22 protein-coding genes are annotated in these 24,968 nt (G+C 67.4%); 15 read left to right on the top strand and 7 right to left on the bottom strand.

Features of this window, described 5'->3' with window-relative positions:
• Positions 1 to 20: 20 nt before the first annotated feature.
• On the bottom strand, positions 21 to 872 hold the full coding sequence (locus ACH438_RS04085) for an NAD(P)-dependent oxidoreductase (RefSeq protein WP_397000996.1): 852 nt from the start codon (positions 870 to 872) through the stop codon (positions 21 to 23).
• A 120-nt stretch (positions 873 to 992) separates the two neighbouring features.
• Between ACH438_RS04085 and ACH438_RS04090 the strand changes: the two genes are divergently transcribed.
• Positions 993 to 1,886 carry a LysR family transcriptional regulator gene (locus ACH438_RS04090; protein ID WP_397000998.1) on the top strand — a complete coding sequence of 298 codons (894 nt, stop codon included), beginning with the start codon at positions 993 to 995 and terminating at the stop codon, positions 1,884 to 1,886.
• A gap of 12 nt (positions 1,887 to 1,898) precedes the next feature.
• Here the strand turns inward: ACH438_RS04090 and ACH438_RS04095 are convergent, their stop codons facing one another.
• On the bottom strand, positions 1,899 to 2,243 hold the full coding sequence (locus ACH438_RS04095) for a VOC family protein (protein WP_397001000.1): 345 nt from the start codon (positions 2,241 to 2,243) through the stop codon (positions 1,899 to 1,901).
• 204 nt (positions 2,244 to 2,447) lie between these two features.
• On the opposite strand from ACH438_RS04095, the gene ACH438_RS04100 reads away from it, so the two are divergent.
• The 3 genes from ACH438_RS04100 (at position 2,448) to ACH438_RS04110 (ending at position 5,027) form a co-directional block, all read left to right on the top strand.
• Positions 2,448 to 3,236 carry a serine hydrolase gene (locus ACH438_RS04100; protein ID WP_397002276.1) on the top strand — a complete coding sequence of 263 codons (789 nt, stop codon included), beginning with the start codon at positions 2,448 to 2,450 and terminating at the stop codon, positions 3,234 to 3,236.
• A gap of 62 nt (positions 3,237 to 3,298) precedes the next feature.
• The gene (locus tag ACH438_RS04105; RefSeq protein ID WP_397001002.1) at positions 3,299 to 4,240 is read left to right on the top strand and encodes an SDR family NAD(P)-dependent oxidoreductase; all 942 of its coding nucleotides are present in this window, start codon (positions 3,299 to 3,301) and stop codon (positions 4,238 to 4,240) included.
• Between the two features lie 91 nt (positions 4,241 to 4,331).
• Complete coding sequence (locus ACH438_RS04110) at positions 4,332 to 5,027, top strand: DUF2993 domain-containing protein (protein WP_397001004.1); 696 nt, start codon at positions 4,332 to 4,334, stop codon at positions 5,025 to 5,027.
• Between the two features lie 6 nt (positions 5,028 to 5,033).
• Here the strand turns inward: ACH438_RS04110 and ACH438_RS04115 are convergent, their stop codons facing one another.
• Positions 5,034 to 5,606, bottom strand: coding sequence for a TetR/AcrR family transcriptional regulator (locus ACH438_RS04115; protein ID WP_397001006.1), 573 nt, complete (start codon positions 5,604 to 5,606; stop codon positions 5,034 to 5,036).
• Between the two features lie 87 nt (positions 5,607 to 5,693).
• Between ACH438_RS04115 and ACH438_RS04120 the strand changes: the two genes are divergently transcribed.
• Positions 5,694 to 6,575 carry an SDR family oxidoreductase gene (locus tag ACH438_RS04120; RefSeq protein WP_397001008.1) on the top strand — a complete coding sequence of 294 codons (882 nt, stop codon included), beginning with the start codon at positions 5,694 to 5,696 and terminating at the stop codon, positions 6,573 to 6,575.
• A gap of 52 nt (positions 6,576 to 6,627) precedes the next feature.
• Here ACH438_RS04120 and ACH438_RS04125 read toward each other — a convergent pair whose 3' ends face one another.
• Both ACH438_RS04125 and ACH438_RS04130 read right to left on the bottom strand, forming a co-directional pair.
• Positions 6,628 to 7,047: a RidA family protein gene (locus tag ACH438_RS04125; RefSeq protein WP_397001010.1), complete on the bottom strand. Its 420-nt coding sequence runs from the start codon at positions 7,045 to 7,047 to the stop codon at positions 6,628 to 6,630.
• A gap of 37 nt (positions 7,048 to 7,084) precedes the next feature.
• Positions 7,085 to 7,771 carry an HD domain-containing protein gene (locus tag ACH438_RS04130; RefSeq protein WP_397001012.1) on the bottom strand — a complete coding sequence of 229 codons (687 nt, stop codon included), beginning with the start codon at positions 7,769 to 7,771 and terminating at the stop codon, positions 7,085 to 7,087.
• 72 nt (positions 7,772 to 7,843) lie between these two features.
• Between ACH438_RS04130 and ACH438_RS04135 the strand changes: the two genes are divergently transcribed.
• From ACH438_RS04135 to ACH438_RS04180, 10 genes are all read left to right on the top strand, one after another.
• Entirely contained in the window at positions 7,844 to 8,776 is a 933-nt protein-coding gene (locus ACH438_RS04135; RefSeq protein ID WP_397001014.1) for a GlxA family transcriptional regulator, read from the top strand.
• 85 nt (positions 8,777 to 8,861) lie between these two features.
• Positions 8,862 to 9,968, top strand: coding sequence for an NADH:flavin oxidoreductase (locus ACH438_RS04140; RefSeq protein WP_397001016.1), 1,107 nt, complete (start codon positions 8,862 to 8,864; stop codon positions 9,966 to 9,968).
• A 138-nt stretch (positions 9,969 to 10,106) separates the two neighbouring features.
• On the top strand, positions 10,107 to 10,853 hold the full coding sequence (locus ACH438_RS04145) for a glycosyltransferase family 2 protein (protein WP_397001018.1): 747 nt from the start codon (positions 10,107 to 10,109) through the stop codon (positions 10,851 to 10,853).
• A complete protein-coding gene (locus ACH438_RS04150; RefSeq protein ID WP_397001020.1) occupies positions 10,850 to 12,118 on the top strand; it encodes a glycosyltransferase in 1,269 nt (422 codons plus the stop codon). Before ACH438_RS04145 ends, ACH438_RS04150 begins: the two co-directional genes overlap by 4 nt.
• An 11-nt stretch (positions 12,119 to 12,129) precedes the next feature.
• On the top strand, positions 12,130 to 17,235 hold the full coding sequence (locus tag ACH438_RS04155) for a glycosyltransferase (RefSeq protein ID WP_397001022.1): 5,106 nt from the start codon (positions 12,130 to 12,132) through the stop codon (positions 17,233 to 17,235).
• Entirely contained in the window at positions 17,232 to 17,615 is a 384-nt protein-coding gene (locus ACH438_RS04160) for a hypothetical protein (protein WP_397001024.1), read from the top strand. The genes ACH438_RS04155 and ACH438_RS04160 overlap by 4 nt, the downstream gene beginning before the upstream one ends.
• Positions 17,612 to 18,418: a polysaccharide deacetylase family protein gene (locus tag ACH438_RS04165; RefSeq protein WP_397001026.1), complete on the top strand. Its 807-nt coding sequence runs from the start codon at positions 17,612 to 17,614 to the stop codon at positions 18,416 to 18,418. Before ACH438_RS04160 ends, ACH438_RS04165 begins: the two co-directional genes overlap by 4 nt.
• Positions 18,419 to 18,452: 34 nt before the next feature.
• Positions 18,453 to 19,415 (top strand): NAD-dependent epimerase/dehydratase family protein, encoded by a 963-nt coding sequence (locus ACH438_RS04170; RefSeq protein WP_397001028.1) that lies wholly within the window; start codon positions 18,453 to 18,455, stop codon positions 19,413 to 19,415.
• Positions 19,416 to 19,424: 9 nt separating this feature from the next.
• Positions 19,425 to 20,501, top strand: coding sequence for a GNAT family N-acetyltransferase (locus ACH438_RS04175; RefSeq protein WP_397001030.1), 1,077 nt, complete (start codon positions 19,425 to 19,427; stop codon positions 20,499 to 20,501).
• Positions 20,494 to 21,372 (top strand): family 16 glycosylhydrolase, encoded by an 879-nt coding sequence (locus tag ACH438_RS04180; protein ID WP_397001032.1) that lies wholly within the window; start codon positions 20,494 to 20,496, stop codon positions 21,370 to 21,372. Before ACH438_RS04175 ends, ACH438_RS04180 begins: the two co-directional genes overlap by 8 nt.
• A 33-nt stretch (positions 21,373 to 21,405) precedes the next feature.
• On the opposite strand, the gene ACH438_RS04185 is transcribed toward ACH438_RS04180, so the two are convergent.
• Both ACH438_RS04185 and ACH438_RS04190 read right to left on the bottom strand, forming a co-directional pair.
• Entirely contained in the window at positions 21,406 to 22,167 is a 762-nt protein-coding gene (locus tag ACH438_RS04185; RefSeq protein ID WP_397001034.1) for a dienelactone hydrolase family protein, read from the bottom strand.
• Positions 22,168 to 22,224: 57 nt separating this feature from the next.
• Complete coding sequence (locus tag ACH438_RS04190) at positions 22,225 to 24,924, bottom strand: HAD family hydrolase (RefSeq protein WP_397001036.1); 2,700 nt, start codon at positions 24,922 to 24,924, stop codon at positions 22,225 to 22,227.
• Positions 24,925 to 24,968 lie beyond the last annotated feature (44 nt).

Below are 24,968 nucleotides of genomic sequence, written 5' to 3' on the forward strand. Positions count from 1 at the left end.
CGGGGACCGGCCGTCGCGAATCAGTGTGCGCGGCGGCCGTATTCGACCAGCGCCGCCGGATCCTGGGTCAGCCAACCGTCGCCGATGAACCGCCGGTAGGCGTCCCGCGCGGCTTCGGTGACCGGCAGGGCCACGCCATCGGGGACGAGTCCGAGGGCGAGGGTCAGGTCCTTCGCGGACTGGATGCTGGTGAACCACCCGGCGTGCTCGGGGTCGAACATGACGTCGATGCGATTGCGCAGGCCCGGGGCCAGCATCGGCGACTCGCGAAGCATGGTGGTCAAGGTCGCGTCGTCGATGCCCGCGGCGCGGCCGGCCCGGACGGTTTCGGCGACCGCGGCCAGCTGGGTCAGCAGCATCTGGTTGTTCAGCAGCTTGATGACGGCCGCGGTCTCCGGGCGATCACCGGCATCGAACGCGCCGGCGAAGACCCGCCACACCGGCGCCAGGGCCGCACGGCCGGCGGCCGGGCCACCGAGAATGAACCGGGCCTCGCCCGAGCGGACCGCCTGCGGCGCGCCGACGATCTGCGCATTGACGAAGCTGTCGCCGTACGCCTGCGAGAGCGCCGTGATGACCTCGGGCGCAACGGTTCCCGTGTTCACCACGCGGGTCGGGGACCACTGCTTGCGCGGCTGACCGTCCGGCACCGCGAGTTCCAGGGTGCTCTTGTCATCGGCGAGGAAGAGGAAGACGGCCTCGCATTCATCGCTCACGTCATCGGGGGAGTCCATGATCGTGGCGCCCTGCTCACGCAGCTCATCCGCCCGGCCGGGAGTCCGGTTCCACACGCTGACCGCGTGCCCCTTGTCGAGCGCGCGCCCGGCGAATGCGCGTCCCATCCTGCCCATTCCGATGATCGCTATACGCATCTGCTGCTCCTATCCGATCTGCCCGTGAATTCCGCTGACTAAAGCATCGGCCCGGCAGCCTCATCGCGTCCAACGAACGTTCGAGATGACCTTCATCTCCCAACGCGATAGGTTCGAGAGGTGGAGATACGGCAACTCGAGTACTTCGTGGCCGTCGCCGACGAACTCAGCTTTTCGCGCGGCGCGGCGCGTGTACATGTGGTGCAGTCGGCCGTGTCCACCGCCGTGAGCAAGCTGGAACGAGAGCTCGGGGTCGAGCTGTTCGATCGGTCCAAGCTGCGGATCAGCCTCACCGCCGCGGGCATTACGTTTCTCGGCGAGGCCCGCGCGACCCTCGATTCGGCGCGGCGAGCGCGGGAATCGGTGACCGGATTCCACGGCCGGCTCAGCGGCACGGTCGAGATCGGAATTCTGCAGTCCTCCGGGGCGCTCGACGTGCCCGCGGTGCTGGGCCGATTCCACCGCGCGCATCCACTGGTATCGGTGCGGCTGCGGCAGAGCATCGGCGGCTCGGCAGGGCATCTCGCCGCCGTCGCCGACGGTTCACTGGAACTGGCCCTGGTCACCTTGCCGGACAAGCGACCGCGCGGCGTCACCATGCAGGTATTACTCGGTGAGCCACTGGTCTTCCTGTGCCGCCCCGACCATCGGCTCGCAGACCGTGAACAGATCGCGATCACCGACCTTGCCGCCGAGACCTTCATTCGCTTCACGGCCGGCTGGGGCATCCGCACCCTCGCCGACCGAGCCTTTGCCGAGGCCGATCTCGAACCCGTATCACCTTACGAGGTAGGCGATCTGACCACCACCGCCGGCTTGGTCCGGCACGGCCTCGGCACCACCCTCGTACCCGCTTCCGAGGCAGCGCGATTCGGCGATCTCCGTGCCGTATCGCTCGAATCGCCGCTGCTGTGGCAGGTTCTGCTCGCCACCCCGCCGGAAGAACGGATGTCGGCAGCCGGCCGCGCGATGGCCGCCGCCCTGCGTCACATCTCCGAAGACACCGTGGGGTAGCGGGCGTCGGGATCAGGACTGGGCCAGGCCGATGGTGTTGCCGTGGACGTCCTTGACGATGGCCACCTGCTTGCCGCCGCCGACGTTGTGGACGTCTTCGGCTACGGTGCCGCCGGCCTCGACCAAGGCTTTGACCTGGGCTTGGATGTCGTCGACGGTCCAGAAGGGGGTGCCGCTGGTGAGGCCGCGCTGCTGGCCGTTGGGGACCAGGCCGACGGCGACGCCGTCGGTGGTTTCGAAGTGGACGTAGTAGGGCTGGTCCATGAGGGGCTCGACGCCGAGCAGGGCCGTGAATTGTGCCTTGGCCGCGGCGATGTCGTCGACCGGGTAGAGGATGGCGTCGATCTTCTTCGTCATTGGAGTGCTCCTTCGTCTGTGTTCCGAACTCCGTTGACACCAACGCTAGGGGTGCGGCCCCGGCCGTCGCTTCTTGATTCCTGACCGCCTTGGCGGGGCGTCGAACTTCTGCGGGGTGATCGTCCGACTAATACTCTGCAGGGGCTGGAAGCTTGCGAAAACACTCTTTGACAGGTAGATATGTCCGGATTTCGACGATTGATTGTGGTTGCCGCGGCGTTGGCGGCGACGTTCGCGGGGGTGGCGCCGGGGGCGCAGGCGCAGGCCATCGATCCGGGGTTGGTGTCGCGGGCGGTTGCTGCGGACTCCTATGCCAAGTCGCGGCCCGGGGTCACGGGGATCGTCGTCTATGACCGGACGACCGGCGCGATGTGGGAGAACGGTAATGCGAACACGCCGGTGTGGGCTTGTTCGACCGCGAAGCTGGAGATGGTCGCGGATCTGTTGTTGCGCAATGAGTCCGGGGCCATCACGCTCAGCGACGATGATCGCGATCTGATGCACCGGATGTTGAATGTCAGTGATGACAATGCCGCGGACACACTGTGGAAGCGGTATGGCGGTTCGAGTTTCGGTGGGGATCTCGGCCGGTTCGGGATGACGTCGACGACGTTTCGTACCCCGCAGTCGCCGTACTGGGGGTGGGAGCGGACCACGGCCGCGGATCTGGATCGGCTGATCAATTCCGCACTCTCGCAGCTGAATTCGGATGATCGCGACTATCTGGTGAGTGAGATGCGGTCGGTGGGGAGCGATCAGCAGTGGGGTGTGTGGGGTGCGGGGGCGGCCGCGCAACCGGGCACCAAGGACGGCTGGTCCAATGACAATTCCGACGGGTCCTGGCTGGACAATTCGGTCGGCTTCGTCGGGCCGGACGAGCGGTACACCGTGGCCATCACCGGGAACACCGAGACGGTCGCCGGTGGCGATCAGATCGGCCGGGCCACGGATACCCAGGTCGCGAACCTGCTGTTCCAGGGCTACTTCGGCTGATCCCGGCCGCACGCCAGCGGGATGTGAGAGCGATGCAAGAGGCCGCTGCGAGAGTCGATGTCATGACCTGGGAGAGCGGCCTTCGTGCCGAAGGGAAGACGTTTCTGGTTACCGGGGCGAGCGCCGGCATCGGGTACTTCGTCGCCGAGCAGCTCGCGGCCACCGGTGCGACCGTGGTGCTGGGCTGCCGCGACGCGGGTAAGGCCGACCTGGCGGTACAGGCGATCCGGGCACGGGTTCCGGACGCTCGACTCCGTTGTGTGCGGCTGGATCTGGCGGATCTCACATCGCTGCCCGCGACGGTGGACGCGCTCGGCGTCGACACGCTGGACGCGGTCGTGCTCAATGCCGGGATCGCCCTGTCCGGGCCCGATCGCCGCCTGAGCCCGCAGGGGCATGAATTGATCTTCGCGACAAACCATCTCGGGCACTTCGCGCTGGTCGCGCAGCTGGCACCGATATTGACGGCCACCGCCGGCAGCCGGGTGGTCACGGTGGGCAGTTTCGCCGCGCGATCGGAACGGCTGGATCTCGCGGATCTGCAGTCGGAGCACGACTATCGGCCCAAGAGCACCTACGGCCGATCGAAACTGGCCCAGATGCTGTTCGGCTTCGAGCTGGATCGACGGCTGCGCGCGCAGGGCGCCGGCGTCGCCAGCATTGTCGCTCACCCCGGCGGCGCGCTGGATTCGCTGACCCCGTCGCGTCCGCCACTGTTCGTCCGCACCACGGCCCAGTACCTGCGCGGGTTGCCGGCCGCCGTAGTGGTGCAGGGCAAAGAGGCGGGCGCGCGCAGCATCGTCCGCGCCGTGCTGGATCCCGGGATCACCGGCGGCCAGCTCTGGGGACCCAGGGTATTCCGTGGCACCCGCGGCAAACCACACCTGGAAACGCCCCGCGCGCACATGACCGACCTCGATACCGCCGCCGAACTGTGGACTGCCAGTGCGGCACTCACCGGCGTCGATCCGCTGCTGCGTCCGCGGGCGCTCGCCCGGTTCTGATCAACCTGGTATTTCCGTGAGCAAGTGGGTCGAGGCCACCGGTCGGCCGGAATCCACAGCATGATGGTGGGATGGCCGAGCGGGTGAGCGCATGCGCGCATTACTGATATTGATCATCGTCCTGGCGATTGCGCTGGTCGTCGGTGACCGGGTGGCAGTGGTGATGGCGCAGAACGAGATCGGCCGCAAGATCGCCGCCGCCTACAATCTGCCGAATCAGCCGAGCGTCGACATCACCGGCATCCCGTTCCTGACGCAGGCCGTGGACGGGAAATACCAGAAGATCGACATCCGGGTCGGGGACTGGAGTCAGGAGAAGCTCTCCGTCCACAACCTCGATGTGACGCTGACCGATGTCACCGCGCCGCTCGGCGATGTGCTCCAGAACCGCACCTCCAACCTGGTCGCGGCGACGGCTTCGGCCACGGCCGTGGTCCCGTACGACACCGTGCAGAGCTTCGCGCCGGACGGCGTGAAGACGATCTCCAATGGCCCGGACGGGCTGCACGTCACCGGAACGTTCTCGGTGGAAGGGATTCCGGTCCCCGCGACGGTCGTCGTCACCGTCGCGCCGACCAGCGGCGGTATCGAGGTCACGCCGGTGTCGGTGCAGGCCGCGGCTGGTGGTCCGACGCTTTCGCTGTCTTTGCTTAAGCAGGCTCTGACCTTCACCGTGCCGTTGGAGAAGCTGCCGCTGGGCGCACAGTTGACGTCCATCCAGCCGGGCGCGAACGGTCTGCAGGTGACCGCGGTGGCGCATACCGTGCGCTTCTCCAGCCTGCCGTGAGGTCGCTCAGGTAAGCGACCGGCTCGCTGCGCGCAGGTCTTCGAGAGCGGCCAGGGTGTAGGGCGCCAATGCGGCATCCTCCCGGGCTTGCAGCCATTGCGCGTAGCCCTGTTTGAACGCGAGGACGCCCAGTTCGCTGGCGAGCCGAGCGGTCGCATCCGGCACGCCGCGGGTGCGCAGGGCATCGGTCATGGCCGCCGCCAGGCCCACGTTCTTGAGCGCATCACGTTGCTGCAGTTCGCTGTTGGCGTCGATGGCGGCCTTGATCCGTGGTGCGAGTTCGCGGTTCATCGGACCCATTGCGTTGGAAGCGCGTTCGAGGCCGGCCCCGACCGCTTCGAGCGGGGTGGCGCTGTCGGGCGCCTCGGAGATCCCCTCGGCGAGCAGCCGGCTCAGCGTTTCCTGTCCGGCGGCGAGGAGTTCGCGTTTGTCGGGGAAGTGGCGGAAGAAGGTGCTCTTGGTGACGCCGGCGCGTTCGGCGATCTGTGTCACCGTCGTGGCGTCGTATCCCTGTTCGGTGAAGAGGTCGACCGCGGCAATGACGAGCCGCTCACGTGCACCGGGTTCCCATCTGGCCATGAGCTCATGATAGGTGATGGGACAAAAGTTCCGTCGCTGCGCTACAGTGATGAGACAGCAGTCCCATCACTATCGAAGGGTAGCGATATGCATGTCTTCATTACCGGCGGCGCGGGTTTGATCGGCTCGGCCGTCGTCGCCGAACTACTCGCCAACGGCCACACCGTCCTCGCGCTCGCCCGCTCCGACTCCTCCGCGGCAGCCCTCGAAGCCGCCGGCGCCACAACCCTGCGCGGCGACCTGGCCGATCTGTCAACGCTGCGTGCCGGTGCGGCCCAGGCCGACGGCGTCATTCATCTGGCCTTCGCCAACGACTTCAGCACCCCCGATGCGCTCGCCGCGGCCGTCGCGGAGGAGGGCGCCGCATCGGCGGCCATGGGTGCGGAACTCCTCGGCAGTGACCGCCCGTTCGTCATGGTCTCGGGCACGCCCTACGCGGCGGGCCGCGCATCCACCGAAGCGGACCCGACGTCGACCGACGGACCCGTCGGCGGCCGCGGTCGCTCGGTGATGGCGGCGCTGGACCTGGCGGCACGCGGTGTTCGAAGTGCGGCCGTCCGCATGCCGCGCACGGTCCACAATCAGGGCACCGGCGGATTCGCCGGCCTGCTCACCAATGCCGCCCGCCGCAGCGGCGTCGTCAGCTACCCCGGCGACGGCACCCAGCGCTGGCCGGCCGTCCATGCCCTCGACGCGGCCGTACTCTTCCGCCTGGTCCTGGAAAAGGCCTCCGCCGGAACCGTATGGCACGCCGTGGCCGACGAGGGTGACGCCGTCCGCGATATCGCCGCGGTCATCGGCCGCAGGCTCGATCTCCCCGTGAAGTCCGTCCCGCAGGACACTTTCGGCCCCCTCGGCCAGATCTTCGCCACCGACCAGCCCGCATCCAGCGCCCACACCCGCGAGGCGCTCGGCTGGCAGCCCACCCATCCGAGCCTGCTCGCGGACCTGGAGAACATCCAGCCCTGAGCGCGTCCGAGTCGGCGGGCTACGGCAGCCCGCCCTGGCCCGGAATCGCTTGTCAGGATGCGTCGGGATAGGCGGCGGTGGCGCGGATTTCGACGAGCAGCCCCGGGCTGGCCAGTGCGCTGACGCCGATCAGTGACCAGGTCGGGTAGGGCGGGTTGATCAGCTTCGCCTTGGCCGCGGAGAAACCGGGCAGGTGCCGGTGGATGTCGACGTGATAGCTGGTCACGTCGACGAGGGCGGAGAGGCCGAGCCCTTCCAGCCGGAGGATTTCCTCGATGCGCCGGATGGCGATCTCGGTCTGTTCCTCGATGTCGTCGGGGATGGTGCCGTCGGCGCGGCGGCCGATGGTGCCGGCGATGAAGAGATGCCCGTGCGAGCGGACCGCGGCGGAGTAGCCGAAGTTCGCGAAGGCGCTGACGGTCTTGCCGAAAACCTCTGAGTCCTGCGGGATCTCGACGGTGTGGATGGTCATTTGCGGTGTCTCCCTTTTGTTTTGAGCGGATTGCAGTTCAGTTGCCCCAGCGGGACGAGCCGCAGGAGTGCTCCATCCGCGTCCGGCCGAAGGTCTCGCGTTCGCGAAGCGCCTCACCGGGGAACGAATAGCGGGGCGCGTTCTTCGGGTTCTTCGCGGCCTGCGCGACGATCGCGTCGATGAGCGAGCGGGCCATGTCCAGCCGCGGGTAGACGGCATGCACGGCCTCGGCCTGCGGATCGGTGAGCGCATCGAGGTGATCGGCTCCGATCGATCCGCCGAAGTCGAAGGCGACGCCTTGACGGACGAGTACGCACAGCGTGCCGCGGCGCTCCGCGATGCCCGGCGAGGTGTGTAATGCGATGGCCTGCCACACCTGGTCGGTGTCCGCGGCGGATACCCCACGGCCGGTGAGGAATTCGGCGGCGCGATCGGCGCCCTCGACCTCGAATCGCTGAGTGTGCGGGCCGCCCGGCGCGATACCGAGGTCGTGCATCGCGCATGCGGAGAACAACAGGTCGTCGCTGTAATCGTTGCCCGCGGACAGGCCTAGCTGCCGGGCCACCAGCCGGGCGAACAGGTAGCTGCGGACGCTGTGGTTGAACACCGCGGGCGTCTCCACCGCGCGAATCAGATCCACCACGGCCTCGGTGAGCGGTGTACCGGGCAGCGTGATGAAGTCGGCCGACCCTGCGGTGATCGCCTCTCGAATTGCTTCGGTCATGTATCGAAGCATGCGCGGTGTCGCTCTGACCTGGTGATAGGCAAAATTGCCGCAGTTCGTTAGGATATTGCCATGCCGTCTCATCGGATCGCGATCCTGGCCTTGGACGGGGTCCTGCCCCTGGATCTGGCGATTCCCGCGCAGATCTTCGCCGCTCGCCCGGAGACCCCGTACGAGACGACCGTGTGCACCGTCGCCGCGCAGGTGCACACCACCGGCGGCTACGCGGTGCTGACCGAGGGAGACCTGGATCAGCTGTGTACCGCCGACACCGTGATCGTGCCGGGGTCCGAGCCGCCGAGTCGTCCACCGGAAGCCGTCCGTGTCGCCCTGGCCGAGGCGCACGCGCGGGGCGCGCGGATGGTGTCGATCTGCACGGGCGCGTTCGCGCTGGCCGCGGCCGGCGTGCTGGACGGTCTGCACGCCACCACGCACTGGCAGTACATCGATGATTTCGAACGCGAATTCCCCGCTGTGACAGTCGATCGCGATGTGCTCTACGTCGATGAGGGTGACGTCCTCACCTCGGCCGGGGTGTGCTGCGGCATCGACCTGTGCCTGCACATCGTCCGGCGCGACCTCGGCGCGGTGGTGGCCAACCGGATCGCCCGCGGCCTGGTCGCCGCCCCGCATCGCGAAGGCGGGCAAGCGCAATACGTGCCCGCCCCGGTCGCGGTCTCCGGCGACGCGTCCCTGTCCGGCACTCGCGAATGGGCGCTGCAACGCCTCGGCGAGCCGGTCACACTCCGCCAACTCGCAAGGCACGCAGGCGTTTCGCAGCGCACGCTCATGCGCCGGTTCACCGAGGAGACCGGCACGACACCATTGCAGTGGTTGCTCCACGCCCGTCTCGGCCGGGCGCGGGAACTGCTGGAAACCACCGCTCACCCGGTGGACCGCATCGCACAGGACTGCGGCCTCGGCACGGCCGCCAATCTGCGACTGCACTTCCGGCGCGTATTGGACACCACTCCCACCGCCTACCGGCGCACCTTCGGGAGCTGAGGCCGGCCAGGAATGTGTGGGGGATTGCCGTTGTTTCGTCCGGAGTCCCGAAGTCGAGCTGTCGCTCCGGAAGGAAATGTGCCTTATGTCACAAGAATTGGTCGGCGATGCGTCGATCCATCTCGAGGAACTCTTCACCGATTTCCGGGCAGGATCGCTGCGGCTGCGGAACAGATTCGCGATGGCGCCGATGACGAGAATGAAATCGCCTGACGGCGTCCCGAATACGGAGAATATCGACTATTACCGTGCGCACGCCGCCGGTGGGGTGGGCCTGATCATCTCCGAGGGGACGTACGTGCGGGGTCCGGCCGCCGGTCCGCATGCGAATGTGCCGCGGTTCTACGGTGACGACAGTGCCGCCGGTTGGCGGGCAGTGGTCGAGGCCGTGCACGCCGAGGGAGCCGCCATCGTTCCGCAGCTGTGGCATACCGGGCTGGAGCGAGGGGACAGCCCCGAATTCGAGCCGGCGACACCGACCGTGAGCCCGTCCGGTGTGGACTACACCGGGCGAGAGGTGGGGCGGGCGTTGACGACCGCCGACCTGGACACACTGGTCGAGTCGTATGTGGAGTCGGCCGTCCTGGCCCAGCGACTGGGTTTCGACGGCATCGAACTGCACGGAGCGCACGGGTATCTGCTCGATCAATTCTTCTGGGCCGCAACCAATCACCGTGACGATGAATACGGTGCGGCCCGCCGCGGGCGTGCGGCTTTCCCGGCCCGGGTGGTAGCCGCCATCCGCGCGGCCGTCGGATCCGATTTCCCGATCATCTACCGCTATTCGCAGTGGAAGGGCGTCGATTACAGTGCCACCATCGCCGAGACGCCCGGCGAGCTCGAGGAATTGCTGACTCCGCTCGTCGACGCCGGTGTCGATATCTTTCACACTTCGCTGCGTCGGCATTGGCTGCCCGAATTCACTTCTCACGCGGATGATCTGAGCCTGGCCGGCTGGACCAAGAAGATCACGGGACTCCCGGTGATCACCGTGGGTTCGGTCGGAGTGGACAAGGTCTTCCGCGGTGACGAGATCGACGAGACGCAGGCGCAGCGTTTCCGTGTCCTGCAACAGCAATTCGACCGCGGCGAGTTCGACATCGTCGCGATCGGCCGGGCCTTGCTGGCCGATCCGGCATGGGTGAACAAGGTCCGCGACGGAAGACTCTCGGAGATCACGCCTTTCCGGTGATCCCACGTGCTGGTAACGGGACGGTAACGGAGTGGAGTCCGGGTAGCGAATTGGCTACCAGGGGTTGGCATTCGGGTTAATTGCAGTAGGCTTGTTGCTTGTCTATCCCTGTAAGCATGGATCGATCCGGACTCCGTGATGAAAAGAACCGTGAGCCTTGTCATCCCGGCGAAGAATGAAGCACGAAATATCGCGGGGGTGCTCGAGCAACTGCCAGACGATGTCACCGAGGTGATACTCGTCGATGGTAACTCTACCGATGCCACGCTGGTCACCGCCAGAAAATACCGACCGGACATTTTGGTTGTAGCGCAGCAAGGTACGGGCAAAGGTAGCGCACTGCGTGCCGGATTCTTTGCGGCGACCGGCGACATCATCGTGATGATGGATGCCGACGGAAGTATGGCGCCGCAGGAGATCTCGCATTTTCTGCACTTTCTCGATCATGGTTACGACTTCGTCAAGGGCTCGCGATTCGTCGGCGGCGGCGGGTCGCTCGATATCACCCGGCTGCGGCGGGCCGGAAATCGGTTCCTGCTGGCGGTCTTCAATACGCTGTATCACACCCGGCTCACCGATCTTTGTTACGGCTTCTGCGCATTCGATCGCCGCTATCTGGAGCACCTCGATCTGACGGCAACGGGTTTCGAGATCGAAGCCGAGATGACGGTACGGGCCATGCAGGTCGGGTTGCGCATCGCCGAGGTGCCCAGTTTCGAGATGCCCAGGCGGGACGGGCGATCCAATCTGCATGCCGTGCGGGACGGATTCCGGGTGCTCGGGGCCGTGCTCGCGGGCCATCGGCTCGGCGCCACCGGACTCCGCACCCGAGCCGCCCACGCCGGGCCGCCCGCAGTGCCGGTGACGCCGGCGGAGTCGCTGTGAGCACTGCACAGCAGATCAGCGTCGAAGACCTGCCGGTCGCCTGCACCGAGATCGAACTCAGCGCACCGGCAACGGAACTGGAGATCGACGACGACCTCCCCGCACCACACCGGATCCTGGCGCTGGTGCGGTACCACACCGATCCGGTCGGCGTCGTCCTGCTGGACGCGCGCCTGGGCCGCGCCTGGGCCGCACACGAATCCACGGTCCGGACCGCGGTGGCGGACGCGGTTGCCGAGCATCTGCGGGCGGACGCGATCACGCACTGCGCCTGGCGCCGGCAACGCATTTCGGCGCAGCCGTCGTCGATCACGGTGATCGTGGCGACCCGCGGCCGCCCGCACAGCTTGCACCGGTGCCTCGACGCGCTCCTGCGAATGGACTATCCGCAGGCCGAAATCATGGTGGTCGACAACGATCCGCCCGACGATGCCACCGCCGCAATGATTTCCGAGCACTTCGGCGCCCGGGTGCGCTACCTCCGGGAGGACCGGCGCGGCCTGGCCGCGGCGCACAATCGCGGCCTGACCGAGGCCGACGGCAGCATCGTGGCCTTCACCGACGACGACGTGATCGCCGACCGGCACTGGCTGACCGCCCTCGCCGAGGGCTTCGACGCCGACTCGAATGTCGGCTGTGTCACCGGCCTGATCCTGCCCGCCCAGCTCGAGACGCCCGCCCAACTCATGCTGGAACAACACGGCGGTTTCGGCAAGGGTTTCGCGCGGCGCGTCTTCGATATGGACCGCAATCGCCCCGACGACCCGCTGTTCCCCTTCACCGCAGGCCGATTCGGCTCGGGTGCCAATATGGCCTTCGATACCGCGGTCCTGCGCGGCCTGGGCGGTTTCGATCGGGCGATCGGCGCCGGCACCCGCGCCCGCGGCGGCGACGATCTGGCCGCGTTCTTCCGGGTCATCGTGCGCGGCCACCGGCTCGTGTATCAGCCGGGCGCCCTGGTCCGCCATCACCATCACCGCGATATGACGGCCCTGCGCAATCAGGTATACGGCTACGGAGTAGGTCTCGGCGCCTATCTGACCAGCGCGCTCGTCCATGATCCGAAGATGGTGGGGCCGTTCGTGCGCCGGCTGCCGCGGGGTGCGGCTTATGCCTTCTCCGGGGTGTCGGCGCGGCAGCAGCGGTTCGACGGCCTGCCCGCCGAGCTGGCCGGATTGGAGCGCCGGGGTGTGCTGTCGGGTCCGCCGGCGTACGCGGTCAGCCGCTGGCGGACCCGGCATGCGGTAGCCGGGGCCGGGGGTTGAGCGGCGGTCTCGTGACCGACGCACCCGAGACGCCGGGAATTCGGGCCCGGGGGTTCCGGGCGCAGTTCGCCGATATGCGGAACCCCCTGGTACGCGATGGCATGCTGCTGACCGTCAGTTCGGGGCTGTCGGCGATCGTGGGGCTCGGCTACTGGACCGTGGCGGCGTGGCGTTATTCGGCGGCCGCGGTCGGCAGCAATTCGGCGGCCATCTCGCTGACCATGCTGGTGGCCGCGATCGCGCAGCTCAATCTGTCCGGCGCCATGGTGCGATTCGTTCCGGCCGCCGGTGCGCGCACGCGGCGGCTGGTCGCGGTCGCCTATCTGGTCAGCACCGGGATGGCGATCGTGGCGGGCATCGTGTGCGTCGCGGCCATCTGGCTGATCGCGCCGGGCGTGACCTTCCTGGAAGATGTTTCGGCGCAGGCGATGTTCATCGTGGCTGTTGCCGCTTATGCGCTCTTCGTGCTCCAGGACGGCGTGCTGACCGCCTTGCGCCGGACACCGCTGGTGCCGGTCGAGAACTTCCTGTTCTCGATAACCAAGTTGGGGCTGCTGATCGCGCTCGCCACCGCGCTGCCGGTGCGCGGGCTCTTCGCGTCGTGGGTGCTGGCGCTGGGTGGCGCGGTGCTGGTTGTCGGTTTGTTCCTGTTCGCCCGCGCGATCCCGCGGCGGCAGCGCGAGAGTACGGCCGTCGATCGGTTGCCGCCGCTGCGCGATATCGGCCGGTTCGTGGCCGCCGACTATGTCGGCTCGGTCTTTTCGATCGCCTCGGTGACCGCGATGCCGGTGCTGGTCGTCGCATTGCTGGGGCCCGCGCAGACCGCTTACTATTCGATCGCCTGGGCCATCGCGAATGCCGTCCACCTCATCAATGTGAATATGGGGACGTCTCTCGTCGTGGAAACCGCGGCCGATCAATCCCGATTGGCCGCCGAGGCCCGGCGGGTCGTGGCCCGGACTGCCACGATCTTGATCCCGGCGGTCGCGACGGTGACTGTGCTCGCACCGTACGTGCTCGGCCTGTTCGGCGATGGGTATCGGTCCGGCACAACGACATTGCGATTGCTCGCGCTCGCGGCCCTGCCGCATCTGCTCGTCTCGACCGCGATCAGCGCGGCGCGGGTCCGGCGAAAGTTGCGCCTGCTGCTGACGATTCAGATCGCCATGTGCCTGGCGACGCTCGGGCTGGCCGCGATTCTGATACCGCGATTCGGGCTCCGGGGCGCTGCCTTCGCCTGGCTGGGAACCCAAATCGTGCTGGCCACAGTGCTGCTGGTCCGCCGCGACCTCTGGCTCACCAGCGGAACGGCCACGCGATGGTGGATGCGAGCCGTCGGCGCGACGATTCGGCTGGCGACCAGTACGCCGTTGCGCGCCTACCTGCGGTCGGCCTCGCAGCGCCTGCGCTCACCCGGGCAGGCTCGCGCGGGTGCGCGGACCCGGCGGGCGGTCGAGGGCGAGCTGCCAGGGGATATGCATGTCCTGCAAGTGCTCCCGACGGTCACCGACCTGCAGGTGGCCTTGCTCAGCGACGATCACGATCACCCCACCGCGGTCCTGAAGATCGCGCACACCCCGCAGGCGGTGCACGACCTCAGCGCGCAATCGCGCACCCTGGCCCGCCTGGCGGACACCCCGGAACTGGGGGACTGGCGCGTCCTGTTGCCGCACATCGTGGACCTGCGCGCGCACGGCGACACCTTGGTGTCGGTCGAATCGTTCCTGCCCGGAGTCGATATGACGACGGTGCTGACGGCCCATCCCGATCGGTCCACGCCCTTGACCATGGAGGCGCTGGCGACGATCGACGAATTCCACCGGCGTACGGGCGCTGTCGCCGTAGTCGACGATGCTCTGCTCGCCAAGTGGGTCGACCAGCCGGTTCGGCAGCTGGCTCAGGCGTGCACCACCATGTCGCCCCGGTCCACCGGCACGGTGCAGCGCCTGGGCGCCGTGCTGCATACCGCCCTGGCGGGCCGCCGCGTCCATACGGGCTGGGCGCACGGCGATTTCCACGCGGGCAATGTGCGGCTGCGCGGAGCCGATGGCGGAGTGACCGGGATCGTCGACTGGGGCGGTGCGCGTCCCGGGCAGCTCACCGTGCTCGACGGGTATCTCATGGTGCTCACCACGCGCTGTCTCGTCGAGGATCGGGAGCTCGGCGCCGTTGTGCGGCAACGTCTCCGCGCCGGTGGTCTCCCGCCGGCCGAGCGCGAGCCGATGGAGATCGCCTGGGGCACAAGCAGAACCGGTGAGATCGACGACCAGGCGGCGATTCTGCTGACCTGGCTGCACCATATCGTCGGCCTGTGGACCAAGTCGGAGGCGTACCTCGCGCGGCCCATCTGGTGGTCCCTCAATGTCACCCCGGTGCTGCGCGCTTTCGCCAACCTCGCACCGGCGGTGGAGGAACAGGTACGTACGGCGCCCCCCGCCGAACCGACCCCCGTCGATGAATCGCCGACCGTCGATGTGGTCATTTGTGCCTACACGGAAGACCGCTGGCAGGACCTGGTCGACGCCGTCGCCTCGATACACGACCAGACCCGCCCGGTTCAGCGGATCGTGGTGGTTATCGATCACTGTCCCGCCTTGCTGCGCCGGGCCACCCGCGAGCTGCACGATGTCACCGTCGTCGCGAATCGGAACGCGAAGGGACTGTCCGGCGCCCGCAATACCGGAATCGCCGAGGCCACCGCCGATATCGTCGCCTTTCTCGATGACGATGCCACGGCGGCTCCGGACTGGATCGCCGCGCTGGTCGGTCCGTACTCCGATCCCGAGGTCCTGGGCGTCGGCGGCCGGGTCGAGCCCGAATGGCGTGGCGCGCGGCCGGGCTGGTTCCCGCCCGAATTCGACTGGGTCATCGGCTGCAGCTACCGCGGCCTGCCGACCGCACGCGCCACGGTGCGCAATCACATCGGCGCCAATATGTCCCTGCGCCGCAGTGTGCTGGGGGAATCGGGCGGTTTCGCAGGGGAATTGGGCCGTATCGCCGGTCGTCCGCTGGGGTGCGAGGAAACCGAGCTGTGCATCCGGGTGAGCCGGGCGCATCCCGGCGGAACGCATGTGTACGAGCCCGCGGCCGTCGTCCATCACACGGTGCCGGAGGAACGCACCACGTGGTCGTACTTCCAGGCACGATGTCTGGCGGAAGGACAATCCAAGGCTGTCGTCCGCCGCCTCGCCGGTGCGCAGGACGGATTGTCCAGCGAGCGGGGGTATCTCACGTCGACGATTCCGCGCGGAGTAGGGCATCAGCTCGGCCGAGCGGCACGCGGCCACCGCGCCGGACTTGCCGGTGCGGGCGCGCTCGTCGCGGGCGTGGCGCTCACCGCGCTGGGCTATGCGTCCGGCACGATCCGACCACCGGAGTCGGACACCCGCCGGCCGATCAGCCGATATCTATTGCGGCACATCGCGTTCGCGGGCCTGCCGGTGGCGATGCTGCTGTGGGCGCTGTCGCTCCGCCACATCGCCCTCGACCGGATCGGTGACTACGGACTGCTTCCATTGCTGCCGGTCACCTTCTGGACGGCACTGGTGGTCCTGCTGGTGAGTTTCACAGCGCTGGTGCGCAATTCGCGCACGCCGAGCGCCCTGCTCGCGGTGCACATCGGCGGTTTGATCGCCATCCTGCATGCCACGCCGAGCATCGTCTACGGCACGCTCCGCTATTCGTGGGCGTGGAAGCACGTCGGCCTCGTCGACTACTTCATGCACCATCAGGGCACGAACGCCGCACTCCAGGAGCTGTCCGCCTACCAGTACTGGCCCGGGTTCTTCAATCTCAATGCGCTGCTGGTGCAGGCGAGCGGCCTGCATTCCGCGCTCGGCTATGCGATCTGGGCGCCGCCGGTTTTCAATGCGCTGCTCATCGGCCCGCTGGTGCTGATCTTCCGCACCGCCACCACCGACCGCCGCCTGGTCTGGTCGGCCGTGGCCATCTATGTGCTGAGCGCGTGGGTCGGCCAGGATTACTTCGCACCCCAGGCCGTCGCCTACTCCCTGTATCTGAGCCTGATCGCCCTGTGCCTGCACTGGTTCCGCGGCAATGTCGCCGTGCGGCCGCGGCAGCGGGTGCTGCTGACCGTGCTGGCGCTGGTGCCGATGTCGCTGGCGATCATCGTGATTCATCAGCTGACCCCGCTGATGGTGGTGTCGGGCCTGGTCCTGCTGGTGCTGCTGTGCCGGTATCGGGTCGCGCTGCTCGCTGTGCTCACCCTCGCGCTCACCGTGAGCTGGGATCTGGTGCTGGCCGGACCGTGGATTCGGGGGAATCTCGGCAATATTCGCTCCACCATCGGATCGATCTGGCACAACACGCATTCCGGATTCATCGATCTCGGTCTGGCCAGCCACAGTCAGGCGGTGGTAGCCCGGATCGACCGGTTGCACAGTGCGGGTGTGTGGGTGCTGGCGGGGATCGGGTTCGCCCGCCGGTTCCGGTATCGGCGCGACTTCGCGCTGGTGCTGCTGGCGGTGGCGCCGCTGCCGGTGCTGGCCGGTAACGACTACGGCGGCGAGATGATCTTCCGGGTCTATCTGTTCGGATTGCCCTTCGTGGCGTTCTTCGCGGCGGCGGCCCTTTACCCGCGGCCTGCGTCAGGGCGTTCGCTGCGGACGATGGCCGGTGCGCTGGCCGTCGTACTACTGCTCCTTACCGGGTTCGTCTTCGGGTATTACGGCAAGGAGCAGGCGAACTACTTCAGCCCGAAGGAGGTCGCCGCCGCCGAATACCTGTACGACGTGGCGCCGCCCGGATCACTCATCATCGGGGCGACCAGCAACTTCCCGTGGGCCTTCCAGCATTACGAGGTCTACGACTACATGTGGTTCGCCCTGCTCGAACCCAAGGACCGGCAGGCGGTGCTCGATCACCCCGTCGCCATGTTCTCCGACTATCTCGATCCGAAGCGGCACCCGCACGCCTTCGTCATCCTGACCCGCAGTGAGACGGCGGATGTCGAGATGACCGGGGAACTGCCCAAGGGCGCACTGGAACGGGTCACCGCCGATCTGACCGGATCGCCGAAATTCCGTGTCGTCTATCGCAATTCCGATGCCGTGGTGATCACGGCGAACCCTTCCGCTCCGCAGGAGGCGGTGAGATGAGCCTGATGAATCGGCGGAAACCGCTTTCGCGCATACGGATCCGGCATCTGCTGCTGGCGGCGTCCGGATGGCTCGCGCTCGCCGCGTTCAGCTATCTGCCGGACGGCATGCCGGTGCGAGTGCTGGCGGTGTTCGCCTTCGTGCTGTTCTGCCCCGGGCTGGCGATATCGGGGCTGCTGACCGAGGACCGATTGCAGCGGTGGGTGCTCACGGTGGCGCTGAGCATTTCCTTCGGGGTGCTGGTCACCGTGGCATTCAACGAATTACACGACGATTCGACGGTACAGCGCCTGGCCGTGCTCGCCTCGGTGACGACAGTCGCGACGATTGCCGCCGTGTGGTGGTCGCCGGGTGTACGCGGGGATGGGGGAGAGCAATGACCGTCGTCCCGATTCTGTTGTATCACTCCATCGCCGATGATCCGCCCGGGTGGATTGCGCCGTACACGGTCCCGCCGCACGTCTTCGGCGAGCACTTGAAGCTCATTGCCGACAGCGGGCGGACCGCGCTGACCGTGTCCGGTCTGCGTGCCGCCCTTGCGGGCCACGCCGAACTCCCCGCACGGCCGATCGTGCTGACCTTCGACGACGGATTCGCCGATTTCGCCACTGCGGCAACTACACTCGCCGACGCCGGTATGCCGAGCACGCTGTACGTCACCACAGGTGCACTTCGCGGCCGGGCCACACCCGCCGACTTGGCGCTCCCGCCCGCGCAGATGCTCGACCGGTCACAACTCGCCGGCCTCGCCGCGCAGGGTGTCGAAATAGGTGCCCACACTCACACGCATCCCCAGCTCGACATCATCGGCCCCGCGGCCGTCCGCGAGGAACTGATCCGCGGCAAGGTGCTGCTCGAAGACGCTCTGGCCCAGGAAATCACCGGCTTCGCCTATCCGCACGGATTCCATACCGCGGCATTGCGCAGCGCGGTCGCGGCGGCGGGCTACCGGTCGGCGTGCGCGGTAGGCAATGCCCTCAGCTCGGCGGCCGACCGTCCATTTGCCCTGGCCCGCCTGACTGTTCGGCCCACCACTTCCGTGACCACCCTGCGCGCCTGGCTCGGCGGCCGGGGCGCGCCGATCGCCCCGCAGGCCGAGCTACTGCGCACGAAGGCGTGGCGCACCTATCGGCGATGGCGCGGTCCGGGGTCCGTGCGCGGAGTCATCGCCGGCATCGACTGACCGGAGTTCTCACCATCCACCGACAGGAGACTTCATGCGTGCCTTGGTCACCGGCGCAGCCGGATTCATCGGCTCGAATCTGGTCGACCGACTACTCGCCGATGGGCATGACGTGGTCGGTGTCGACAATCTCCGCACCGGCAGTACGGCCAATCTCGCCGCCGCCGAAGGGGCGGGCGCGCGTTTCGCTTTCGTCGAATGCGATATCACCGCGCCCGAACTGGTCGGCCTGGTGGCGGTCGTGCATCCGGAGGTCGTGTTCCATCTGGCGGCCCAGGTGGATGTGCGCAAGTCGGTCGCGGATCCCTGGTACGACGCCCGGGTCAATGTGCTCGGCACCGTCAACCTGCTCGAGGCCAGCCGGCGGGCGCAGGTGCGGCGGGTCGTGTACGCGGCGTCCGGGGGCTCGCGGTACGGGCGGCCGGAATCGCTTCCGGTGCAACAGGAGACCGCGGCCAATCCGGTTTCGCCGTACGCGGCCGCCAAGGTCGCGGGGGAGTACTACCTGCACGCCTACACCGGGCTGTACGGGATGAGCGGGGTCAGTCTCGCGCTCGCCAATGTCTATGGTCCGCACCAGGATCCGCACGGTGAGGCCGGGGTGGTGGCGATCTTCGGCAGCGCGCTGCTCACCGGCCGGCCGACCGCGATCTTCGGTGATGGCAGTGCGACGCGCGACTATATCTATGTGAGCGATGTCGTCGACGCGTTCGTCCGCGCCGCGGCCGCACCTCCCGATGTCGCGGGCACCTTCAATGTCGGTACGGGCCTGCAGACCTCGACCCTGCAATTGCACGAGTTGATCGCCCAGGCGATCGGAGTGCGCGCCAGGCCGTCGTATCGGCCCGCGCGGGCGGGGGAGATCGATGCCATCGCGCTGGACTGCGCCACCACCGTGGCGACCTTGCAGTGGCAACCCCGGGTGGCCGTGCGCGAGGGCGTCGCCCGCACCATCGAATGGCTTCGCGGCGCACTCGCGGCGAGCCCGGTCGTCTGAGGAAGAGTCGTGAAGCGCACCGCCGTATCGAGCGACCGTCTCACCGTGCGCAGCCCTGTCCCGCGCGGGCTGTGGCGGGAGCTGCACGAATCCGATTGCGAGGCCGTCCCGACCCAGGCCGCGGAATGGCTCGACTGCGTGACCGCCACGGGGCGCTACCGGGATGCCAGCCGGCTCTACGAAATGCCGGGCGGGCGGCTGGCCGTCCTTCCGCTGGTGCGCAGGCATTTCCCCGGTGGCGGTCCGGTGATCCTGCAATCCATGCCGGACAGTTGGGGGTTCGGCGGACTCATCGCACCCGATGGGGTCGACACCGAGCTGGTGTCGGCCGTATTGGACGATCTGTCCGCTACCTCCGCACTGCGGGTGCATATTCGAGCCAATCCGTTGCACGCGGACGCGTGGGATGCCGCGACGGCCGGCCGCCACAGGGTGACCGCGATCCCGTCCCGGGCACACGTACTCGATCTGTCCGGCGGCTTCGAGCGGGTCTGGCGTGATCGTTTCAAGGCGGCGACCCGCACCGATGTCCGCAGGGCGCGAAAGTCCGGCGTGCGCATCGAAACCGATACCACCGGGCGGCTGGCCCCCGTCTTCTATGAACTGCTGCTGCGATCGTTCGACCGGTGGGCAGGCCAACAGCACGAGCCCGCCTGGCTCACCCGGCTACGCGGGCGGCGGCGCGACCCGATCGACAAGTTCCGCGTCATCGCCGATCGGCTGGGCGACCGTTGCCGGATCTCGGTGGCGTGGGTCGGCGAAAGTCCCGCCGCGGCGATCCTCGTGCTGCGTGGCGGGGCCAATGCCCACTACACGCGTGGCGCAATGGATCCGGCGTTCGCCGCCGGGACCCAGGCGAACTGCGCCTTGCACACGGCGGCGATCGAGGAGGCGTGCGCGGCCGGATGCCGGGCCTATCACCTGGGCGAGTCCGGTGGATCGGCCGGGTTGGCACAATTCAAGAGCCGATTCGGTGCGCAGCCGGTGGATTACGCACGCTATTGGATGGAACGCGCGCCGCTGTATCGGATGGAACGTTCGATACGGACCGGCGTCAAATGGGCGATCGGATTCCGGGATGCGTAGGCCGGCTACCGCACTCATCGCCGGGGTGCTGGCGACCGTCCTGATCGGTTGCGGCACCACCTCATCGCCGCCCGCGCCCACCTCGGCTCCGTCGGCTCCGTCTTCCTCCGCGTTCCCGGTTCCCTCGGGCTGGAAGGTCACCTTCGACGACGAATTCGACGGGCCCGCGGGCAAAGCCCCCGATTCACGCTACTGGCATCCCGATCACGGCGGAACCGGCTGGGGCAATCAGGAATTGCAGTACTACACGCCGAGCGGGAATGCCTTTCTCGACGGCCAGGGACATCTCGTGCTCGAGGCCCGCGCTCAGTCCGGCGGTATTCGATCCTGCTGGTACGGCCCGTGCCAGTACACGAGCGGCAAGGAAATCACGTACCGCGGTGATTCCGCCCTGTTCTCGCAACGCTACGGCCACTTCGAGGTCCGGATGAAGATGCCGGCGGGCGCGGGCCTGCTGGCCGCGTTCTGGCTGCTCGGCGACAATATCAATGACGTCGGCTACCCGGAGTCCGGTGAGATCGACGTCGTCGAGACCCTCGGGAATCAGACCGGCGCCGTCGAACAGCACGCGCACGCACCGGGATTGGACTTCGGCTCCGGCTTCGCCCTGCCGAGTGGCCAGTCCATCAGCGACTGGCACACCTACGCCGTGACCTGGACGCCCACCGAAATCGACTGGGAGGTGGACGGGCAGACGACCCAGACCCTGACCAAACAACAATCGGCCGGTCGCTGGGACTTCGACCATCCCTTCTATCTCTTGTTCAGCCTCGCGGTGGGCGGCAACTGGCCCGGACCACCCGACGCCGGCACGAAATTCCCGGCACAGATGCTCATCGACTACGTCCGCGTATTCGACGAGGCATCCTGAGCGACGTTTGCGAGCCGGCCTCGAGTCCGTCGGCTATCCGCGCAGATTGCGGTCGAACAAGGCGAGCAGTTCGCGATAGTGCCGTTCCGCGGCCTCGGCGTCGTAGGCGGAGGTATCGGCCTGGGTGTAGCCGTGCTGCGATCCCTCGTAAACCTCGGTGCGATGCCGAACGCCGGCGGCCTCCAGCGCCTTGTCGAACTGGGCCGTGTGCTCCGGAGCCCGCTCGTGATCCGAGCCGGCATGGGCGAAATACAGCTCCGCCGTGATGTTTCCGACGGTCAGATGCGGACTGTCCGGGGTATCGGTGACCAGCGGTCCACCGTGGAATCCCGCCACCGCCCCGACCCGATCGGGGAACATGGCCGCCGCCAGCACCGCCAGCCGCGCACCCATGCAATACCCGGTCAGCCCGACCTTCCCCGCCGCGACCTGCGGCGACGCCCCGAGCCAGTCGAGGTAGGCGCCGACATCGGAGCGCAACAGCTCCGGCGTGATCTCCCGAATCATCGGGAACAGCTGCTGGAAGATCTCCGGCCGCTGCGCCGGGTCGATGAACTCCGGCAGCTCGATCACCGGCGCCCGCCCATGCCGGTAATAAGCATTCGGAAGCAGCACGGTGTAACCATGCGCGGCAATACGATCGGCCAGCGCCCGCAGGCTGGGCCGCAACCCGAAACCGTCCTGAATCACCAGCACGCCCGGATGGGCAGCACCGTCATCGGGGTAGACCACATACGCGTCGGCGACACCATCGGGTGTCTGCACGTCGACCGAACTACCGTGAATTGCAGTCATTTGTTGGATCCTCTTGTCGTGGTTGATGCCCTGTCCTCAACACGATGTAGCCCGGCGCTACTTCCGCGCCACCCGGCCCCATCGGCCGAGTTGCGCGGCGAGCCGTGCCGTCCGGATCGGGAGGCCGCGTAAACCGTCCTCGCGCAGGGCGAGCGCCGTGAGGAGTATCCGTGTTCGTGGCGGAAGCTTGCCGGGTCGGCATACGGGGCAGTGCCCGAGGCGGTGGCCGAGTAGATGGCGGCATGCTTCGGCCAGTCCGGATTGGTAGGCGTGGCGGGTTCGGGTGATGTCGGCGGCTCGAATCCGGGTGTCGGCATTGCGTGGTGCGAAGGACAGTTGCGCGGTTCGGAGCAGGGGCAGGTCCTCGGCGCTGTCGCCGACCGTCATTCGATGCTCGGCGTTCGGCATCCGTTGTGCCAGCGCCGCGAGGCCTGTGGCCTTGTCGACGCGGGCGATGACGATGTCGGTTTGGGCCTGGCCGTTGACGAATCGCAGATCGGAGGGCGCGAAAGTGGATAGGGCGCTGAGTGTTTCCGGCGGGAGGGGGCCGTGGGCGACGTGTGCGCGGATGCTGTGGCGGTATCCGTCGTCGATCTCGACGTGCGGGTCGGCGCTCAGTTTCGTGCGAACTTCATCGAGCAGCTGTCGTTCCGAATCGGTGAGCAGATCGATCTCGCGGGTCGTGGCGGCGTCGTAGATGACCGATCCGTACTCGGCGACCGCGCCTGCCAGGCCGAATATCCGGCAGCGGTCGCGCGCTTCGGCGATGCTGCGGCCTGTTGCGATGATCGGGCGGTAGCCGTGTGCGAGTAGGGCTCGCAAGGTCAGTACGCCGGTGGGTGAGGTGGTGGGGAAGCCGAGTGGACCGGTTTCGAGTACGCCGTCGAGATCGAGGGCACAGATCGGCCCGGTGGTTGGTTGGGGGTGTGGCAGTAGATATTCCGCTAGGTAGTCGTGCACGACGGCAGCACGTCGGCGGGTGAAGTCGGTCGCGCCGATCTTGCCTGCGCGATCGAGCTGCCAGAGGTGCACCAGGCGGTAGAGCAGCCACCGTTCACCGTCGACGTCGGCGCCTGTCCGGGACTCGAAATTCGATCTCAGTGCTTGCGTGAACGCCCCATCGGCTGCGTCGACGGCCGCTCCAGCCAGATCGAATACGGCGTCATAGCAGGCTAATTGGCGGTTGCCGAATGCTGATCGTTGGAATGTCACCTTTCGTAGTGCTTGCGGCGCAACCGGATCGGGCACCCAATAGCGGCGTTCTGTGGCGCCGTCGATGATGCAGGGCTGGTCCACGGTCAGCAGCATGCGGGTCATCGGTTCCAGCAGGAGTAATCGCGCTATCGGACCGAGCGCTCCGAATTCGCCGCTGAGCAGGTAGGCCGCGACTTCCCAGATCGGGCCACGGCCGCGCAGTGCTCGGGAAGGGTCGTGAGGAGTGCGCAGCCACAGCTGGCGTTGTGCGACGTAATCGGCGATTCGATCGGCGGTAATGGCCGAATCCGGCTGCGGCCCTTCAGGTATCCACTCGCGATACAGCAGTCCGTCGGCGAAGCCGTACATCCGTGGCACCTCGGCGGCCAACTGTTCGCCGACCAAAACGGCATGCCGACCCCAGCGCCCCTGACCGGCGCCCTCGATCGCGAGTTCACGTATCTCCGTGTGTTCACCGTCCGCGTCGGTGAACGGCACCGAGTACCTGGCACACAGGTGATCGCGGCCCGGCGCAATCGATTCGGGACGTGCGATCGGCAGACCGACTCGCCACTCGGGACCCGCCAGTGTGCCGAGCGTGGCCTGGACCGATCGTGGCGTGAGCAACTCGTGTACGGCCCACTCTCGCCACGGCAATTGCACTACCGGCCAGTGCCGCAACGACTCCGGGAGCTCGTCGGCGTCAGCGCCTGTCGCCACCATCAAAACGATGCGGGCCTCGGCGACTCCGCTCGCTGCGAGCGCTCGTGCGGATGCCACCAGGGACCGGCCTGACACCGGCGGATCATCGATCAACAGAATCCGCCCGCCCGCACGTGCGCAGTATCGCAACGCATTCCGTTCGCTGCGCCGCCATGGCCGTCCCGGCCGGTAGGTCGCCATTTGCGCACCCGAGCGTCCCTGCGCGCGTAGCGCTGCGACCAGTAAGGGCGCCAGATAACAGCCGGACGTCCGGACCCCGACCACGTGGAGCTGCTGAGAGCTCGGCACTTCTACTTCCGCGAGTAGTTTCGCCGCCAGCCTGCGCAGATCGTCGGGAGACTGGTCGATGTCGCGGAAGCAGGCCGGAAGCCGTAATACATCGCCCTCCAACACTGTTGTCACCGGTTCGATCTCACGGATCAGCCCGGCGATAGGCGCCGTATCGGCCGCATTGCCGTCCGCCGAGAGCAGCTGAGCTGCCAATCGGACCGTGAGTGTGGTCAGCGCATTCTGCGCTCGGGTCAATCGGTGTAGCCGCCGCGGACCGGACAGATTGACCGGCACGGCGGCCGCCGCGGCGGCCCGACCGGCCAGCCGCGCGGGTGGCGGAGTCCGAGGTTCCGTCAGATACGAGGCAATGCGCCTGAGTTGCAGTCGATCCGGATGCAGATGATCCTCGACCAGCTGCCACAACCCGCACGCCGACAGGTATGCGTCGAGCCATTCCTCGGCCGCGACCGACTCGCGAAGCGACCTGCACAGCGCGTCCGCAGACTGCAGCAGGTCGATCGCGTCGGGACCGGTGACCGGCTCGTTCTCGATGTAAACATCGTCTCGCACAGGTCATATCGGCATCGGGGAATCGTCGATACGATGTCTGGATC

Origin of the sequence: Nocardia sp. NPDC020380 (assembly GCF_044386975.1) — a bacterium.
In the GTDB taxonomy this organism is placed as follows: Bacteria; Actinomycetota; Actinomycetes; order Mycobacteriales; family Mycobacteriaceae; genus Nocardia.